Below are 17353 nucleotides of genomic sequence, written 5' to 3' on the forward strand. Positions count from 1 at the left end.
TTAACGGTGTAAAGTTCAGCCGCGACGGCGCAATGCTGGATTCGGCTGCATTTCCTGGATCATTGTCTGGAAATCATCGAGGCGGATGATCCGTTCGAACTGGAAGCCAGCTCGGTCCTCGGTCACCCATATGCAATAGGCTTCGATGCGACCTACGGCAGGCAAGCGGATAATCAAACGATCACCACGGCCGATATTCTTGATCTCATCAATCATAAAGCCGTGCGCGGAGATGTTGGAAACGTGCAGTTTCACATCACCATGCATCAGGTGTTCGGCGATAACCGAATAGTCGACCGGATGCCGCGAAGCGCGGCGCATGTCGGTTACTGATAGTTGTGCGCCCCCAGCCATATGCTGCTGACCTCCCGATAGTTCGTTAGGAGACCCGTTTGCCAGCAAATGGTGGATTTTTTGTAAAATCAGCCCGATTGCAGGATCGCGTGCTTCTTTTTTCCGAGACTTAGGCGGAATTCTGCGTCTACGTCGGCAAGAATTAGAAAACCCGGATCTGACACGGTTTCACCGTCCAACTTCACCGCACCTTCGGCAATTTTGCGCTTTGCCTCACCATTCGATGCGGTGAAACCGAGCTCGGTAAGTACCGCACCGACACGCATGCCTTCTGCCGGAATGGCGAGCGTTGGCAGGTCTTCTCCCTTGCCGTCACCAGCAAAGGTCTGTTCGGCAGTCGCCCGGGCCGAAGCTGCCGCTTCTTCTCCGCGCACAAGCTTCGTCACTTCATCGGCGAGAATGATCTTTGCCTGGTTGATCTCGCTGCCCTCTAGCGCTTCGAGGCGGGCAATCTCATCCAGTGGCAAGTCCGTGAAAAGCTTCAGGAAGCGACCGACATCACGATCATCGGTGTTGCGCCAGAACTGCCAGAAGTCATAGGCGGGCAGCTGTGCTTCATTGAGCCATACCGCTCCAGCGGCGGTCTTGCCCATCTTCGAACCATCGGCAGTGGTGAGTAGCGGAGTCGTCAGACCATACAGCTCCCGGCCTTCCATACGGCGACCCAGCTCCATACCGTTGACGATATTGCCCCACTGATCGCTACCGCCCAACTGCAACTGGCAGTCGTAACGCCGTGCCAGCTCGACAAAGTCGTAGGCTTGAAGGATCATGTAGTTGAATTCGATGAAGGTGAGCGGTTGTTCACGATCAAGCCGCAGCTTCACCGAATCGAATGTCAGCATGCGGTTCACGGTGAAATGCGGACCCACATCGCGCAGCAACTCGATGTAGCCGAGCTGGCTCAGCCATTCGTCATTGTTGACCATCACCGCATCGGTCGGGCCATCTCCGAATGTCAGCAGACGCTCGAATACCGTGCGGATACCGGCGATGTTGTCGTCGATATCCTGCTCGGTCAGCATTTTCCGGCTTTCATCCTTGCCGGAGGGGTCGCCGATCTTCGTGGTGCCACCGCCCATGACTACGATAGGCTTGTGCCCCGTTTGCTGGAGTCGACGCAGCATCATGATCTGCACGAGCGATCCGACATGCAAAGAGGGGGCCGTGGCGTCAAAACCGATATATCCGGGCACGGTTTGTCGCGCAGCGAGGGCATCCAGTCCCTCTGCGTCGGTCATCTGGTGGACATAGCCTCGCTCATTGAGCAATTGCAGCAAATCGGAATCAAACGTCGTCATATCGGGGGAATTGGCGCCTTGGTTGTTGGACTGTGGGGGCGCGTAGCACGGGGAACTCTGCTTGCAAACGCATGAACTGGCTTACCACGCCGCACACCCGCCACTGGCCATCCGCCGTGTCGAAGCGCGGGTGCTTTCTCTTACAGATCAGTGGCTCCGCGTACGCTGGCGCATCGATGGCCCGGGAAAACTCGTAATTCCCCCATTCGCAGGGAGAGGACGGGCCGACAATCTCTGGCAAACGACATGCTTTGAACTCTTCATCATGCCGAAGGACGGGACGCCGGGCTATTCCGAGTTCAATCTCTCCCCTTCGGAGCGTTGGGCCGCCTACGATTTTACCGGCTATCGTGAAGGAATGAGCGAACGCGATTTTGCGCGCGAACCCGATTGCACCATGCGCACAGGGCAAGCGATGGCGATCTTCGATGCTTCGTTGCCGCGCGTCCAGATGCCGGGTCCGCCATGCGCAATCGGCCTCGCCGCCGTGCTGGAGGAAGAAGGCGGAGTGAAGAGCTACTGGGCGCTCTCCCACACAAAGGACAAACCGGATTTTCACGATCCCTCTTGCTTCACAGCCGGACTTGCGCGAACCCGCGCTGCATGAAATTCGGAATTGATCGTCTCCTGACAGAACCCGATCTGCGCGCGAAGCTGGATGGCAAGCGCGTGGCTCTTGTCGCCCATCCTGCATCGGTGACCGCCGATCTGACGCACAGCCTTGATGCGCTGATTGCAGCGGGCGTGAACGTCACTAGCGCGTTCGGCCCGCAGCATGGGCTCAAAGGCGATAAGCAGGACAACATGGTGGAGACTGCGGACGAGACCGATCCTGTCTATGGCATCCCCGTGTTCAGTCTTTATGGAGAGGTACGACGCCCGACCGGACAGATGATGTCGAGCGCGGATGTCTTCCTGTTCGACCTGCAGGACCTCGGCTGCCGCATCTACACCTTCGTCACCACACTGCTTTACCTGCTGGAGGAGGCCGCGAAGCACGGTAAATCAGTGTGGGTGCTCGATCGCCCCAATCCTGCGGGCAGGCCGGTGGAGGGCACTCTGCTTTTACCGGGGCACGAAAGTTTCGTCGGCGCGGCTCCCATGCCCATGCGGCACGGTTTGACGATGGGCGAAATGGGTCACTGGTTCATTCGCCACTTCGGTCTCGATGTCGATTACCACGTCGTCACCATGCATCACTGGCTACCCGAGGGGCCAGGGCATGGCTGGCCGGAGAGCCGCATCTGGATCAATCCCAGCCCCAATGCCGCGAACGTCAACATGGCGCGCGCCTATGCCGGCACGGTTATGATAGAAGGCGCGACACTGAGCGAGGGCAGGGGGACTACCCGCCCGCTCGAGGTGCTATTCGGTGCACCCGATATCGATGCCAAGACAGTCTTGGCCGAAATGGAGCGCATTGCGCCAGAATGGCTGGCCGGGTGCGCTCTACGCGAATGCTGGTTCGAACCGACCTTTCACAAGCACTCAGGCCAACTGTGCAGCGCATTGATGGTTCACGCAGAGGGCGCGCATTACGATCACGAGGCCTTCCGGCCCTGGCGCCTGCAGGCCCTGGCATTCAAGGCTATCCGGTCACTCTATCCTGACTACGAAATCTGGCGCGGTACGGATTTCAGATACGAATACACCAACAATGTGCTGGCGATAGACGTCATTAACGGTGGTCCAGCCTTGCGCGAATGGGTGGACAACCCCAACGCGACCCCAGAAGACTTGGATGCAATCGCATCGTCTGGCGAGGCAAGCTGGCGCGATCAGGTAGCCGACCTGCTCCTCTACTGACAGCATACCACTCAGCAACCGCGGTTAACCCTCTCTTGCGCAATTTCGGCTATGCGCGAGTCCATGAGCGAGCAAACCGCCATTGCGGCCGAGAACGGCCTGAGTGTTCCCTGCAATCTGTGCGGGGCGAGCGAGCACGAGCACCTCTTCACCAAGAAAGGCTATCACCTCGTTCGGTGCAACAGTTGCGATCTCGCCTACATTGCCAACCCCCCAGACGCAGAGGGGATCAAGGCGATCTATACCACCAGCTCGAATTACCACGAGCAATTGCTCGATTCGGGTTCGGAAGAATACCAGCGCCAACGCCGTGCTGCGCATCAGCATATGCAGATGCTACGCCACTTCCGACCGGACACGTCGGGACAACTCCTACTCGATATCGGATGCTCCTCCGGGATATTCCTCGGAGAGGCTCGTTCGACCGGGATGGTCTGCATGGGCGCCGAGCTCTCGCCAGAGACCGCCGACTTCGCCCGGCGGCATTTTAGCTTGCCAGTTCATCAAGGCGACTGGCGCGATGCTGACTTCGCCGATGAAAGCTTCGATGTCATCACACTGTTCGACGTGATCGAGCACCTTCTCGATCCGCAGCAAGAACTCAAAGATCTGCTCCGGCTTCTGAAACCGGGCGGATTGCTGTTGCTCTCGACGCCGGACATCGATGGGCTCTTCCCGCGCGCGTCATACCCTTTGGCAAAGAAGCTCGACTACTGGCCGCACCCGGAGCCGCCGCATCACCTGTTCCAGTTTTCGCAAAAGACCCTGTCGGCGATGGTTGGGAACGCGGGCTTCAATGTCGAAGGCGCCAAGCACACCTCGATTGATCTCAGCTACAATTTCGGCACTCCCGAAAGCTGGAAGCAGAGCCCGAAGATGCTCGCCTACGCCGCGCTGTTCGCTCCGATAGCAGTGCTGGGACAGGCGATTGGGAAAGGTGACTGGCTTTACCTCGCTGCCACAAAACGCTGAAGCTGATTACTGGCCCGCTGCCAGACCAATTGCCCTAGTCGAAAGCAGATCAAATTGGGACTGCTCCAGGCTGGCCTCGGGATTGTTCCAGCCCATCGAGACGACCCACCACTCACCGGCTTCATTGCGCAGCAGCCAGCTAAGGTTGAGCACTCCGGGTTCGGAGCCTCCCTTGAAGCCAACGTAGTCCCAGTTCTCAACAGCGCCTGCATTCAGTGAAGGGCTGACCCCCATCACACCAAGCAGCGTATCGTCGTTCGCGGACACAATGCGCTCGAACAGGCGTTCGATATCTTGGGCCGAAGCAAACCATTCGATATCAATGGCATTTGGGCCGCCGGTGAATGCGGCCATCATCTGACCCAGATCACGCTCGACACCATCAAGCGCCGCCAAAGCGGTACGACGTTCATCTTCGTCCATTGCGCGAAACGCTTCGACGTCAGCCTCGTCGCCGGACTTCAGCAGGAACATCTCGCGCGTGAACATCATCGGGAATGTCGCAGAGGGCTCGGAGTGTCCCGTGGCGACCACTTCTTCCTCGACCGTTTCACGGCCAAGCTCTGCCATCAATTGATCGGTCGCCGTGTTGTCGCTGATCGAGATCATCAGTGTTGCAAGGCTGTGCAGGGTGATCGGTGAACCCTCTGGCCAATCCTGCAACATGCCGCTCGGAAAACTCTCCTGATCGAGCGCAACAACATCGTCCCACGACCGCTCGCCTGCAGCGATGGACTGCGCAAGGGCAGACAGAACATAGAGTTTGAAGGTGGACCCCAAAGCCATCTGGCTGTCGGTATTGTGCGCCAGCAGCGGCTCATCGGCGCCAAGACGCGTGATCAGCAGATTGGTCTCGCCGGGCAGGGCCTGAATATCCGCAAGCAGGCTATCCGCATCATCATCAACGGGCTGAATATCGTTGAGCAGGAAACCCGTAACTGCATGAGGTTCAGCTTCCTGCACGCTTACGTTGCCGCCAACCAGAGCCCGTTCAAAGCGGAAGCGAACGCGTGCGGCGGTGGGGGAAAGCGCCTCGACAGAATCCACTCCCAGATAGCTTCCGAACTGGCCCTCCAGCTGCCCAAAAATGGTCAGGAATTGCGCCTCTGGCACCGAACTACGGAAGACATCTGCAAAAACATCCGCATAGGGCAGGTCGCCACGCATAGCGGGGATCAGATCATCAATGCGTTCGACAACAGGTTCAGACGCACTCGTCGCTTCTTCCTGCGCATCCTGAGCAATGGCAGTGGCGGGAACAAGGCAAAATGCCGAAGCCGCAAGCAGAGTACGATACATGATGGAAATCCCCCAGATTTGGCCGGTTTCGGAGGAGCTTGAACGCTGTCAGGCGCAGGGTCAATTCGGCAATCGCCAAACAACCAAGAGATTCAGACGGACTTCTTACGCACGGACCAGACGAAGCCATCATACCAGAAGTGCAGCAGCGAGCAGGCGAGGAATGGCACCAGCATCAGGCGCGAATCCATCTTGGTTGCCAGATCATAGCCGAGCGCAATCACCGCAGTGAACAGTACGAATGCTGCAAAGGCCGCGCGGGTCGAAAGGCGGGTGAATTCGGTAATCCGCTTACCTTCCTGCACCCACACGATCACATAGTACTGGACCGCGTGGTGGATGTTGATCGTCGCAAAGGCGATCAGGGGTGGGAGGAAGCCCCAGGCGAGGAACGTCACCGCACCTGTCCCGGCTATCAGCGCGACTTTGTGCGGCGGGATCTTGTATCCCTGTCGTACGGCATTTCCGTAATTCACTACAGCCCAGACAATCCCGACAGCCCAGATGCCAAGAGCGATGTTGCGCAGCGGAGCATGCCCGGCCTCAAGATAGCCCGGAGCAGTCGCAAGAACTGTTAGCGGAGTGTCGGCAAAACCGGAAAGCTGGTCTGCATGCAAAACGAAGGACGCGCCGACAAAGATCGGCCCGACGTAGAGCATCCAGTTGAGCAGAAGGTCCGTCCGGCGGAGAAAGGTAGGTCCGTTACCCGCCTTGAAGTCGTAGATTCGGGCGATACCAAACGTCTGCATGGCAGAGTGGTGCACGTCCCAGAAGAAAGCCACGATCCCTGCAATGATGAAGACGGTCGGCGAAACGGCCAGCGCCGCGATCAGCACAACGGGGACCACCGTCAACCGGAAGCGATTGGCTGAAAAAACGTCCTGATTGAGGTAGGCGCGCGGCACCACGGCAACCAGATGGCCGTACGTGATCATCGTTGCGAAAAGAAACGCATAGACCGCGACTTCGGAAGAGCTGGCGCCAAGCGCAAGCTCGGTGCCTTTCAACCACAGCGCAAGGAAGCACAGTACAGCAACCGGAGCGCCCCAAAGGAGGAACGCGTCGGCGAAAGGCGTGGCAATCGCGCGTTTCGGATCGGCAAGCTTCGCAAGTGTGCGCTCTGCTGTCGCACCGTCCTGATTGTCGTTCTCGAATGGCCGCGATGCCATAATCTCTCACCCCCGGTGAACCAATCACGGTTGGGGATAGGCAGGTTTGGTAAACAGAGAGTTTATATTTAGCTTCGCTCATCAGGTGCCTGCGGACGCGAAACGAGTGTGACGAGCACGAAAGAGATAAACATCAGCAGTGCCCATGACCCGAATTTGGCGACCGAAACCATCTGCCAACCGTCTTCCTGATCGGGATAGGCCCAGGCATTGGCAAAGGTGGCGATGTTCTCCGCAAACCAGATAAACAGTGCGACCAGCAACCAGCCTATGATCAGCGGCATCCAGCGCGGTTCGCGCCATACCGTAAAGTAAATGCGCGAACGCCAGAACAGCGCCCCGATAATGCCGAACAGCACATATCGCATGTCCGGTATGTAATGATGGGCAAAGAAATTGACGTAGATTGCTGCAGCAATCGCCCAGGTCATCCATGTTGCCGGGTAATGGGTGAACCGGAAGTCGAATATGCGCCAAACGCGGGCGATGTAGCTACCCACGGCGGCATACATGAAGCCCGAGAACAGCGGGACTCCGCCGATCCGCAGCATCGCTTCCTCCGGGTAAACCCATGATCCCACAGCCGTCTTGAATATCTCCATCACCGTGCCGACCACGTGAAACGCAAGGATAACCTTCGCCTCGTCCCAGGTCTCCAACCGGAAAGCCAGCATCGCAATCTGGATGCCAAGCGCGGCGAGGGTCAGGAAATCGTAGCGGTGAAGCGGCGCATCGTCCGGATAGAACAGATGCGTCGCCATCAGCAGCGCGAGCATCAGCCCGCCAAACAGACACGCCCACGCCTGCTTGAAGCCGAAGAGCAGGAACTCGTAGAACCAGCTCGCAGGGCCGCGGGAGGGCTCGAAAGCCTCAAGCCGCGCACGGATGGCAGCGAAGCGGGTGTGCGACGGCCTTGCGTCTTCAACCGTCACGCGTCGATCATTTCGCGATCAATCTCACCTGCACGGTTCTGGATGAAGTTGAAGCGGTGCTCGGGATTGCGGCCCATCAGCTGGTCGACAAGTTCCTTCACTGCGAAGCGCTGTTCGTGCTGGTCGGGCAGGGTGATGCGGATCAGGCTACGGGTCGCCGGATCCATCGTCGTTTCGCGCAATTGGCCGGGGTTCATTTCGCCGAGACCTTTGAAGCGGCTGACTTCAACCTTCTTGCCCTTGAACTGGTTCGCCTCGATCTCTGCACGATGTTCGTCATTGCGGGCGTAAAGGCTCTCCTTGCCTGCCGTAAGGCGGTAGAGCGGCGGCTGTGCGAGATAGAGGTGCCCACGGCGCACCAGCTCGGGCATTTCTTGAAAGAAGAAGGTCATCAGCAGCGTCGCGATGTGCGCGCCATCGACATCGGCGTCGGTCATGATGACAATCCGATCATAACGCAGCTGCTCTGGATCGCATTCCTTCCGCGTGCCGCAGCCGAGCGCGAGTGAAAGGTCGGCGATTTCGCTGTTTGCGCGGATTTTGTCAGCCGTAGCGCTGGCGACGTTCAGGATTTTGCCGCGGATTGGCAGGATCGCCTGCGTTTTGCGGTTGCGCGCCTGCTTGGCGGAGCCGCCTGCCGAATCCCCCTCGACGATAAACAGTTCGGTTTCACCTTCGCCGTCACCCGAGCAATCGGTCAGCTTCCCAGGCAGGCGCAGCTTCTTCGCATTGGTCGCGGTCTTGCGCTTGATCTCGCGTTCCTGCTTGCGCTTGAGCCGCTCTTCCATGCGCTCCATCACCGAACCGAGCAGCGCCTTGCCGCGCTCCATATTGTCGGTAAGGAACTGGTCAAAGTGATCGCGCACCGCGTTCTCGACGAGACGAGCAGCTTCCGGCGAAGTCAAGCGGTCCTTGGTCTGGCTCTGGAACTGCGGATCGCGGATGAAGACGCTGAGCATGATCTCTGCGCCCGTCATCACGTCGTCAGCAGTAAGACTGTTCGCCTTCTTGACGCCTGTCAGCTCGCCGAATGCACGCAGACCCTTTGTCAGCGCCGCGCGGAGGCCCGCCTCGTGGGTGCCGCCATCGGGCGTGGGCACCGTGTTGCAATACCAGCTCGTCGAGCCATCAGACCACAGCGGCCATGCGACGGCCCATTCGACACGGCCTTGTGAGGTGCCATCGTTCTCGGGAAAGTCCTGCGTTCCGCTGAAGAAGTCTGCAGTGACGCATTCGCGGTTACCGACCTGCTCCTTCAAGTGATCGGCCAGACCGCCGGGGAACTGGAATGTCGCCTCTGCGGGCACCTCTTCAGACGCGAGCGAGGGTGCACATTTCCAGCGAATTTCGACGCCTGCAAACAAGTAAGCCTTGGACCTCGCCAGCTTGAACAGCCGCGCCGGCTTGAACTGGCGATCCCCGAAAATCTCGGTGTCGGGAATGAAGGTAACGCTCGTCCCGCGGCGGTTGGGTGTGTCGCCAACCTTCTCGATCTTACCTTGCGGCTGACCTTTGGAGAATTCCTGCGCAAAAACTTCCTTGTTACGCGCGACTTCGACGCGGGTAAGGCTGGAGAGCGCGTTCACGACGCTCACACCCACGCCGTGCAGGCCGCCTGATGTTGCGTACGCCTTGCCCGAGAACTTGCCGCCCGAATGCAGCGTGGTGAGGATCACTTCGAGTGTGGATTTGCCGGGAAACTTGGGATGCTCGTCCACCGGGATGCCGCGACCGTTATCGGTTATCGTCAGGCGATTGCCCTCATCCAGCACCACTTCGATACGGTTGGCGTGGCCTGCCACGGCTTCGTCCATCGCGTTGTCGAGCACTTCGGCCGCGAGGTGGTGGAGCGCGCGATCATCGGTGCCGCCGATATACATGCCGGGGCGCCGGCGGACGGGCTCCAGCCCTTCCAGCACCTCGATTGAGGAGGAATCGTAATCACCGCCGCCCTGTGGCAGCTCTTCAAAAAGATCGTCGCTCATGCCTTCTGCTATAGGCGCTCGGAATCGCGCGCTTCAAGCGGGTTGCAGCGAGTTATCCGCCCTCAGAACCCTCTGGGAGCGGCATCGACCACGGTGAAGACGCCGTTGCCGACCTGGCGGACTTCGAACGCGCGCTCGCCAATGCCATTCGACATGAAGCGGAACGGACCATCGAGACCGAGGAAACCTTCGCTATTGGTCAGCAGGCCATCGGGTAGATCGCGGCCCGGTCGCCAGTCGCGCGTCAGGCGGAGAGTCAGAAGAACGGCATCGTAGCCTAGCGTCGCAATGCGGAAAGGCTCGCCACCAAAGCGGCTCTCATAACTTTCGGCAAACTGCGCATAACGATCATCCGAAACGCTGGAGAACCATGCACCGCGCAAGGCGTTGCTGCGGGTCAGCTCAGCCTCGCGGCTCCACAGCTCGGTACCGATGATCGAAGGAAGCGCATCGCCTGCATCCTTCAGGCGCGGAGCGGCCATAGTGGCAAGCCGCGCGCTGTCTGCAATCAGCACTGTGTCATAACCGCCTTGCTGGGCAAGCCTGTCCGCCGCGCTGATAATCGAAGTGTTGTTGCGGTCATACCGTTGGACATCCACCACCGAGCCTCCGCGCGCGGCCACTGCACGCTCCGCTGCGGCAGTCGTACGGTTTCCGTAGTCCCCGCGAGGCGCAAGAATGGCGAAGCGACGGGCGCCCTGATCAACCGCGAAACTCACGGTCCGTTCAACCGACTGTTCGGGAATATGGCCCATCACGAACACATCGTTGCGCGCGACAGTCGTGTCGTTGGAGAATGTGATCAGCGGCACATCGGCATCGCGCGCCTGCTCCAGAACGGAGCCGACATTGTTGCGCACCAGCGGGCCAAGGATCAGGCGATTGCCATCAGAAATGGCACGGCGGGCAGCATCGCCGGCGCCGCCAGCGGTATCATAAGTCGTGATGCGCAGATTCTCTGCACCGGTATCCAGCAGAGCCATAGTGGTGGCATTGGCGATAGACTGACCTACCTGAGCATTGGTGCCACTCAGCGGAACCAGCAACGCCACACGGTGACGTTCGGTATCCTGCGGCAGGACATCGGCGCTGGGGCCCGCGACAGGCGTATTATCGACCGGGGTCGATCCGGTATCGGCCAAACCGCCATTCCCGTTGGGGATGACCTGACACGCAGTGAGCAGAATACTACCCATTCCCACCGCGAGCAGGCGCTTGAAATTACCGAACATGCTTGCTGTCTCCATTGAACCTGGTCCAAGGATGTACGCGTGACCCAGCGCAGCGACCCTCTTTCACCCGGCCTCTACATCGTTGCCACCCCGATTGGCAATCTTGGAGACATTACCATGCGGGGAGCCGATGTTCTGGCACGGTGTGACGGGATCGCCTGTGAAGACACGCGCGTAACGCAAAAGCTGATCCGGCATCTGGGCATTTCCAAGCCCCTGTGGCGGTATGACGACCATTCCGCCCCCAATGATCGTGCACGCCTGGTCGAAAGCATGCGTGAAAAAGCGGTGGCACTGGCAAGCGACGCCGGAATGCCGCTTGTGAGCGATCCGGGGTATCGTCTTGTTATCGAAGCAAAAGAGGTGGGAGTTCCGGTGACCGTCTTGCCCGGCGCGAATGCTCCACTCACGGCACTGGCGCTGTCTGGCTTGCCCAATGATCGCTTCATGTTCGCAGGATTTCTCCCACAAAAGGAGAAGGCCCGCCGCGACGTGCTGGAGGAGCTGGCGCACGTCCGCACTACGCTGATCTTCTTCGAAACATCGCCGCGCCTCGTCAAAAGCCTGACCGCTATCGGCGAACTCTTCCCGGATCGCGAAGTCTCGGTCGCGCGCGAACTGACAAAGCTTTACGAGGAATGCCGGACAGGAAGCGCTGCGGCGCTGGCAGAGCACTACACCGCGCACCCGCCCAAGGGGGAGATCGTCCTGCTTATTGGTCCTCCGGTCGAACGCGAGGCGAGCACAGACGATGCCGAGGCGATGCTGCGCGAACTGCTCGAGACCGAGAAGGCTTCCAAAGCGGCGGCGCAGGTCGCCAAGGCAACGGGTCTCGACCGCAAGACACTCTATGCCCGCGCAATGGAGATCAAGGACGAATGAAGCGCCAGATTGCCGAGAAACGCGGACGGCAGGGAGAGGGAAGGGCTGCCGCCTGGCTGCAGCTCAAAGGCTGGCGCATTCTCGGCAAACGTGTGCGCACACCTGCAGGCGAAATCGACATTGTCGCCAAACGCGGCAACATAATCGCCTTCGTCGAGGTCAAATGGCGCGCGAAGAAAGCCGATCTCGATCACGCTATCGACGAATATCGACTGTCGCGAGTGGCAGCGGCAGTGGAAGCCGTGGCGCACACCTATGCCACCCATGGCGAAGATATCCGGCTTGACGTAATCCTCCTTGCACCAGGCAGCATGCCACGCCACATCGTCAACGCCTGGCAGCCTTAAGGAATTTCCATGTCTCTACGCGTCGCCGTCCAGATGGACCCGCTCGAAAGCATCAACATCGCGGGCGACTCCAGCTTTGCCCTGATGCTCGCCGCGCAGGAGCGTGGACATGAGCTGTGGGAATACCATGTCAAAACGCTGAGCTGGGAAGGCGACAAGGTCTGTGCATGGGCGCGCCGTGTAACGCGGGTCGAGCGCAAGCAGGGTGATCACTTCACCGCCGGCGAACTGCGCAAGATCGACCTCGGCGAAGATATCGACGTAATCCTGATGCGGCAGGACCCGCCATTCGACCTTGGCTATATCAGCGCAGCACTGATCCTCGATCGGCTGAAAGGCAAGACGCTCGTCAGCAACGATCCGCGCGAAGTCATCAATGCGCCTGAAAAGATGTACGTTCTCGACTACGCACGTTTTATGCCGCCCACATTGATTACCCGCGTGCTGGATGACGTTCGCGCTTTCCAGAAAGAGCATGGCGCAGTCGTGGTGAAACCGCTTCATGGCAATGGCGGCAAAGCCATCTTCAAGATCGATGCAGAGGGCACCAACATTTCCGCGCTGTTCGAGGTGTTCAACCAAACCTGGCCTGAACCGCATATGGTCCAGCCCTTCCTCCCGAGCGTGTCCGAAGGTGACAAGCGTATCGTGCTGGTCGATGGCGTGGTTGCAGGTGCTATCAACCGCAAGCCGGGCGAGGGTGAGTTCCGATCCAACCTTGCGCAAGGCGGCTCGGCAGAGGCTACCGGATTGACCGACCGCGAGCAGGAAATCTGCGATGCAATGGGTCCGGATCTGAAGCGTCGCGGCCTGACATTCGTCGGCATCGATGTGATTGGCGGCGAGTGGCTAACCGAAATCAACGTGACCTCGCCCACCGGCATCGTTGCCATCGACAAGTTCAACAATACCGACACCGCCGGAATGATCTGGGACGCACTTGAGGCACGCCACGCCGCAATGTGAGCGAACAAACGCACGACCTGCGCGTTGATCAACCATGGACGCAATCATCATCGATTTGATCGCCCGCGGGGGCTATCTCGGCATCTTCTTTCTGATGGTGCTGGAAAATGTCGTCCCGCCTGTACCCAGCGAAGTCATCATGGGCATCGGCGGCGTACTGGTCGAACGCGGCGAGATGGCATTCTGGCCGCTGTTGTTGATCGGGACTGCGGGCACCGTCACCGGCAATTACTTCTGGTACTGGCTCGGTGACAAATACGGATACGAGCGCTTGCAGCCCATCGTCGACCGATGGGGCCGCTGGCTGACCGTCGACTGGGAGCATATCGAGAAAGCCCAGGCATTTTTCTCGCGCCACGGGCACTGGGTCGTCTTCTTCATCCGTATGAGCCCGTTTCTGCGTACGATTATCTCGCTTCCCGCCGGACTGGTTCACATGCCGAAGTGGAAGTTCTTCGCCTTCACTTTCGCCGGATCGCTGGTGTGGAATGCCGCGCTGATAGGCGGCGGAGCATGGCTGGGAAGCCAGCTGCGTGAATCGCAGGACATGCTCGGCTGGATCATCATTGGCCTCACCGTTGCGGCGGTAGCCGGCTATCTCTACCGCTTCTTCACCTGGAAGCCGCGCGAGCAGCAGACCGACTAGTCGTTTTCGCGCGGGTGGGCGGAGCGATAGGCTTCAAGCATCTTGGCCGCATCTACCTTGGTATAGATCTGCGTCGAGCCAAGGCTCGCGTGGCCAAGCAGTTCCTGCAGACTGCGCAAATCCGCTCCTGAGCCGAGCAGATGGGTGGCAAAGCTGTGGCGCAGGGCGTGTGGTGTCGCAGTGCTCGGCAACCCGAGCGCCTTGCGCGCCCGCGCCATCGCCTTTTGCACCATGCCCTGAGACAGCGGACCGCCTTTGACGCCGCGAAACAGTGCGTCATCCTCTGCCAGATCGAAGGGGCATGCGGCCGCATACTTCGCCACGGCTTCTCGCACGATCGGGATTAGCGGCACGACGCGCTGCTTGTTGCCCTTGCCCGTTACGACCAGCGTTTCGCCCAGCGGCAGGTCGCTGGCTTTGAGCGACAGAGCTTCGGCAATGCGTAGCCCTGCGCCGTACATCAGCAGCAGCACGGCAGCATCGCGCGCACCGGTCCAGTCCTCTGCCGCCATGTCGGACACAGTCTCGACCATATGCGTGGCCTCATCAGGCGTGACGGGGCGGGGCAAGCCCTTCTTGATACGCGGACCACGAATTCGGGGCGCGGCGCCGGGATCGGCGCCCACCTTGTCCCGCGCAAAGGCGACAAAGCCTTTGAGTGCTGAGAGTTCTCGCGCGGCAGAAACATTACTGATGCCTTCCGCACGGCGGCTGGCCAGCTGCCCGCGCAAGTCGCGAGTGCTGAGAGCCGCCACGCTTGCCCAATCGCGCAGGTCGAGCCGCTCAACGAGCCGTCCGGCAGTCGTGACATAGGCACGCACGGTATGAGAAGATCGACGACGCGCGATAGCGAGGTGCGCTTCCCACTCGTCGAGAAGGTCGGGCATGCTGCTCATGCGCCTACCAATCCATCGGTGACAAGACGCGGGAGGAGGGCGTCGAGCAATGGCATTCCTGCGGGTGTCACTCCCAGTCGCTCATCCGTTCGCCACAGGAAGCCGAGGTCCTGATGCCGTGTGATCTCACCCGGGTCGAGCAGCTGCGATGACTCCATGCCAAAACGGCCTGCCAAGGCAGCAAGGTCCATCCCTTCGGCAAGCCGCAGCCCCATAAGCAGCGCTTCGGATGCCTGCTCCTCGACACCAAGCACCCGCTCTTCCTGCGAGCCGTGCCCGTTGCGCTCGACAGCGGCGAGCCAGTTCTCCGGTTTCTTGTGACGTGTCGTCGCCATACCACCACGCCGCCCGTGTGCGCCGGGGCCGATGCCGGCATAGTCCTGATACCGCCAGTAAGTGAGGTTGTGCGCGCTTTCATGGCCGGGCCGCGCGTGGTTGCTGATCTCGTAAGCCGGCATGCCCGCTTGTTCGGTCAGTTCGCGGGTGATGGCGAACAAGCCTGCTGCTTTGTCATCGTCGAGCGGCACAAATTCCTCCCGCCGCACCATGCTTTCAAACCGCGTGCCGGGTTCGATGGTTAGCTGGTACAGCGAGAGATGATCGGTGCCGAAACCAAGTGCGCGCGTCAGCTGATCGCGCCAATGGTCGGGCGACTGATCGGGGAGGGCATAGATCAGATCGAAACTGACCCGCTCGAATGCCCTCTGCGCGGTTTCGAGTGCTTTCAGTCCCTCTTCGGCATTGTGCAATCGTCCGAGGAACGTGAGAGCATCGTTATCAAGCGATTGCAGCCCCAGAGACACGCGATTGACGCCTGCCGCAGCTAGATCAGCAAATTTCGCCGCCTCCACCGAGGAGGGGTTAGCTTCAAGCGTGATCTCGATGTTTGGCGAAAAACCCCACAATTTTTCAGCTTCTTGCAGCAGGGTATTCACAAGCTTTGGAGGCATCAGCGAAGGTGTGCCACCCCCGAAGAAAATGGAGTGTAACGCCTCTCCACCCGCCAGCTCTGCCTCATGCCGCAAGTCCGCCAACAGCGCGGCTTCCCAAGTGGCGTGATCAATCTCATCCCGGACATGCGAATTGAAGTCACAATAGGGGCATTTCTTGAGGCAAAAAGGCCAGTGAATGTAGAGCGCGCGCGCCATGATCCGCGCAGCCTACCCGCCGAACTGGTCTGCCACCAGCTTTGCGAACGCATCGGCGCGGTGGCTCATCGCGTGCTTCTGCTCGGGCTGGAGCTCGGCGAAAGTCTGCTCGTGGCCACTGGGCACAAAGACCGGATCATAGCCAAAACCCATTTCTCCACGAGGAGGCCATGTCAGAGAGCCGTCAACGCGGCCTTCAAACACCGCATGCTCGCCATCGGGCCACGCGAGCGCCAAGACGCAGGAAAACCACGCATCGCGCGGTGTATCGGGTCCCTTCGCCTGCAACAGCCCCTCGACCTTACCCATTGCCATGTACCAGTCACGGCCCGGCTCGCCTTCAAACCATTGCCGCTCGGCCCAATTAGCGGTGTACACTCCGGGCCGCTCGCCCAGCGCAGCAACCGACAATCCACTATCATCTGCGAGGGCAGGGAGGCCCGACGCCTCTGCAGCCGCCCGCGCCTTGATTAGCGCATTGGCGACGAAGGTCTTGCCCGTCTCGGGTGGCTCGAGAAGACCCAGCGAGCCTGCCGAAATGCAATCGAGCCCGTACGGTGCAAGGAGGGCGGAAATCTCCTTCAGCTTGCCCGCATTGTGCGTGGCAATAACCAGCTTTCCGCCCCCTAGCTTACGGCTCATTTTACCGCCTCATCCTGTGCCTTGAAGATCTCCGCACAGCTCATCTGCGCGAGGCGGAGCAGGCGCAGCAGGCCTTCCTCGTCATAGGTCGCGCCTTCTGCGGTGGCCTGTACCTCGGCGATCTGGCCGCCTTCGATCAACACGAAATTAGCATCGGCATCGGCGTTAGAATCTTCGGCATAGTCGAGGTCCGAAACCGGCGTGCCCTGATAGATACCACACGAAATCGCCGCGATCTTTGCGGTAATCGGATCTTCCTTGATCGCACCCTCTGCCATCAGCTTGTTGACCGCGAGACGCAGCGCCACCCATGCCCCCGAAATCGAGGCCGTACGCGTTCCGCCATCGGCCTGGATCACATCGCAATCGAGCGTGATTTGCCGCTCGCCGAGCTTCTCCAGATCGACTACTGCGCGAAGGCTCCGCCCGATCAGGCGCTGGATTTCCTGCGTTCTCCCGCTCTGCTTGCCGCGAGCTGCTTCACGCGAGCCACGAGTGTGCGTTGCCCGCGGAAGCATCGAATATTCGCCGGTGACCCAGCCCGAGCCTTTGCCACGCAGCCACGGCGGAATGCGTTCTTCCACAGAGGCCGTGCATAACACCCGCGTATCGCCAAAGCTGATCAGGCAGCTGCCCTCTGCATGTTTGGTAAAGCCGGTTTCGATGGTGATAGCGCGCATTTCGTCGGGCGCGCGGCCGGAAGGTCGCATAGAAAACTCCTTTGGATTACCCTGTCGCATAGGCTAATCTGGGGCACGATCAAGCGCTGCTGCGAG

Annotated in this window: 18 protein-coding genes; 7 read left to right on the top strand and 11 right to left on the bottom strand. The window is 59.8% G+C overall.

Annotated elements, in window-relative coordinates; genetic code table 11:
* Window positions 1-15 precede the first annotated feature (15 nt).
* Both OOZ52_RS03045 and tyrS read right to left on the bottom strand, forming a co-directional pair.
* Window positions 16-354 (bottom strand): PilZ domain-containing protein, encoded by a 339-nt coding sequence (locus OOZ52_RS03045; RefSeq protein WP_274697000.1) that lies wholly within the window; start codon window positions 352-354, stop codon window positions 16-18.
* A gap of 68 nt (window positions 355-422) precedes the next feature.
* On the bottom strand, window positions 423-1655 hold the full coding sequence (tyrS, locus tag OOZ52_RS03050) for a tyrosine--tRNA ligase (protein ID WP_274697001.1): 1233 nt from the start codon (window positions 1653-1655) through the stop codon (window positions 423-425).
* Between the two features lie 61 nt (window positions 1656-1716).
* On the opposite strand from tyrS, the gene OOZ52_RS03055 reads away from it, so the two are divergent.
* The 3 genes from OOZ52_RS03055 (at window position 1717) to OOZ52_RS03065 (ending at window position 4433) form a co-directional block, all read left to right on the top strand.
* Complete coding sequence (locus tag OOZ52_RS03055) at window positions 1717-2262, top strand: DOMON-like domain-containing protein (RefSeq protein ID WP_274697002.1); 546 nt, start codon at window positions 1717-1719, stop codon at window positions 2260-2262.
* Window positions 2259-3461, top strand: a complete 1203-nt coding sequence (locus tag OOZ52_RS03060) for an exo-beta-N-acetylmuramidase NamZ family protein (RefSeq protein ID WP_274697003.1) — start codon at window positions 2259-2261, stop codon at window positions 3459-3461. Before OOZ52_RS03055 ends, OOZ52_RS03060 begins: the two co-directional genes overlap by 4 nt.
* Window positions 3462-3524: 63 nt before the next feature.
* Complete coding sequence (locus tag OOZ52_RS03065; protein WP_274697004.1) at window positions 3525-4433, top strand: class I SAM-dependent methyltransferase; 909 nt, start codon at window positions 3525-3527, stop codon at window positions 4431-4433.
* A 6-nt stretch (window positions 4434-4439) separates the two neighbouring features.
* Here OOZ52_RS03065 and OOZ52_RS03070 read toward each other — a convergent pair whose 3' ends face one another.
* The 5 genes from OOZ52_RS03070 to OOZ52_RS03090 form a co-directional block, all read right to left on the bottom strand.
* Window positions 4440-5732, bottom strand: coding sequence for a serine hydrolase (locus OOZ52_RS03070; protein WP_274697005.1), 1293 nt, complete (start codon window positions 5730-5732; stop codon window positions 4440-4442).
* A gap of 92 nt (window positions 5733-5824) precedes the next feature.
* On the bottom strand, window positions 5825-6901 hold the full coding sequence (locus OOZ52_RS03075; protein WP_274697006.1) for a hypothetical protein: 1077 nt from the start codon (window positions 6899-6901) through the stop codon (window positions 5825-5827).
* Between the two features lie 68 nt (window positions 6902-6969).
* Complete coding sequence (locus OOZ52_RS03080; protein ID WP_274697007.1) at window positions 6970-7833, bottom strand: DUF817 domain-containing protein; 864 nt, start codon at window positions 7831-7833, stop codon at window positions 6970-6972.
* Window positions 7830-9818: a DNA topoisomerase IV subunit B gene (gene parE / locus OOZ52_RS03085; RefSeq protein ID WP_274697008.1), complete on the bottom strand. Its 1989-nt coding sequence runs from the start codon at window positions 9816-9818 to the stop codon at window positions 7830-7832. The genes OOZ52_RS03080 and parE overlap by 4 nt, the downstream gene beginning before the upstream one ends.
* Window positions 9819-9880: 62 nt before the next feature.
* Window positions 9881-11050 carry a penicillin-binding protein activator gene (locus OOZ52_RS03090; protein ID WP_274697009.1) on the bottom strand — a complete coding sequence of 390 codons (1170 nt, stop codon included), beginning with the start codon at window positions 11048-11050 and terminating at the stop codon, window positions 9881-9883.
* A 39-nt stretch (window positions 11051-11089) separates the two neighbouring features.
* Here OOZ52_RS03090 and rsmI point away from each other — a divergent pair, with 39 nt between their 5' ends.
* From rsmI to OOZ52_RS03110, 4 genes are read left to right on the top strand one after another with little or no spacing between them, the layout of a single operon-like run.
* Window positions 11090-11932, top strand: coding sequence for a 16S rRNA (cytidine(1402)-2'-O)-methyltransferase (gene rsmI / locus OOZ52_RS03095; protein ID WP_274697010.1), 843 nt, complete (start codon window positions 11090-11092; stop codon window positions 11930-11932).
* Window positions 11929-12279, top strand: coding sequence for a YraN family protein (locus OOZ52_RS03100; protein WP_274697011.1), 351 nt, complete (start codon window positions 11929-11931; stop codon window positions 12277-12279). The genes rsmI and OOZ52_RS03100 overlap by 4 nt, the downstream gene beginning before the upstream one ends.
* A 9-nt stretch (window positions 12280-12288) precedes the next feature.
* Window positions 12289-13245 (top strand): glutathione synthase, encoded by a 957-nt coding sequence (gene gshB, locus OOZ52_RS03105; protein WP_274697012.1) that lies wholly within the window; start codon window positions 12289-12291, stop codon window positions 13243-13245.
* Between the two features lie 34 nt (window positions 13246-13279).
* The gene (locus OOZ52_RS03110; RefSeq protein ID WP_274697013.1) at window positions 13280-13891 is read left to right on the top strand and encodes a DedA family protein; all 612 of its coding nucleotides are present in this window, start codon (window positions 13280-13282) and stop codon (window positions 13889-13891) included.
* On the opposite strand, the gene OOZ52_RS03115 is transcribed toward OOZ52_RS03110, so the two are convergent.
* Genes OOZ52_RS03115 through rph form a run of 4 tightly spaced genes read right to left on the bottom strand, consistent with a single transcriptional unit; the run spans window position 13888 to window position 17287 of the window.
* Entirely contained in the window at window positions 13888-14787 is a 900-nt protein-coding gene (locus tag OOZ52_RS03115) for a tyrosine recombinase XerC (RefSeq protein WP_274697014.1), read from the bottom strand. The two genes, OOZ52_RS03110 and OOZ52_RS03115, sit on opposite strands and share 4 nt — an antisense overlap.
* On the bottom strand, window positions 14784-15935 hold the full coding sequence (hemW, locus tag OOZ52_RS03120; protein ID WP_274697015.1) for a radical SAM family heme chaperone HemW: 1152 nt from the start codon (window positions 15933-15935) through the stop codon (window positions 14784-14786). The genes OOZ52_RS03115 and hemW overlap by 4 nt, the downstream gene beginning before the upstream one ends.
* 12 nt (window positions 15936-15947) lie before the next feature.
* Window positions 15948-16577, bottom strand: a complete 630-nt coding sequence (rdgB, locus tag OOZ52_RS03125; RefSeq protein WP_274697016.1) for an RdgB/HAM1 family non-canonical purine NTP pyrophosphatase — start codon at window positions 16575-16577, stop codon at window positions 15948-15950.
* Window positions 16574-17287, bottom strand: a complete 714-nt coding sequence (gene rph / locus OOZ52_RS03130) for a ribonuclease PH (RefSeq protein WP_274697017.1) — start codon at window positions 17285-17287, stop codon at window positions 16574-16576. Before rph ends, rdgB begins: the two co-directional genes overlap by 4 nt.
* Between the last annotated feature and the right edge of the window lie 66 nt (window positions 17288-17353).

Source organism: Aurantiacibacter sp. D1-12, from assembly GCF_028858515.1.
Lineage (GTDB): Bacteria > Pseudomonadota > Alphaproteobacteria > Sphingomonadales > Sphingomonadaceae > Alteraurantiacibacter.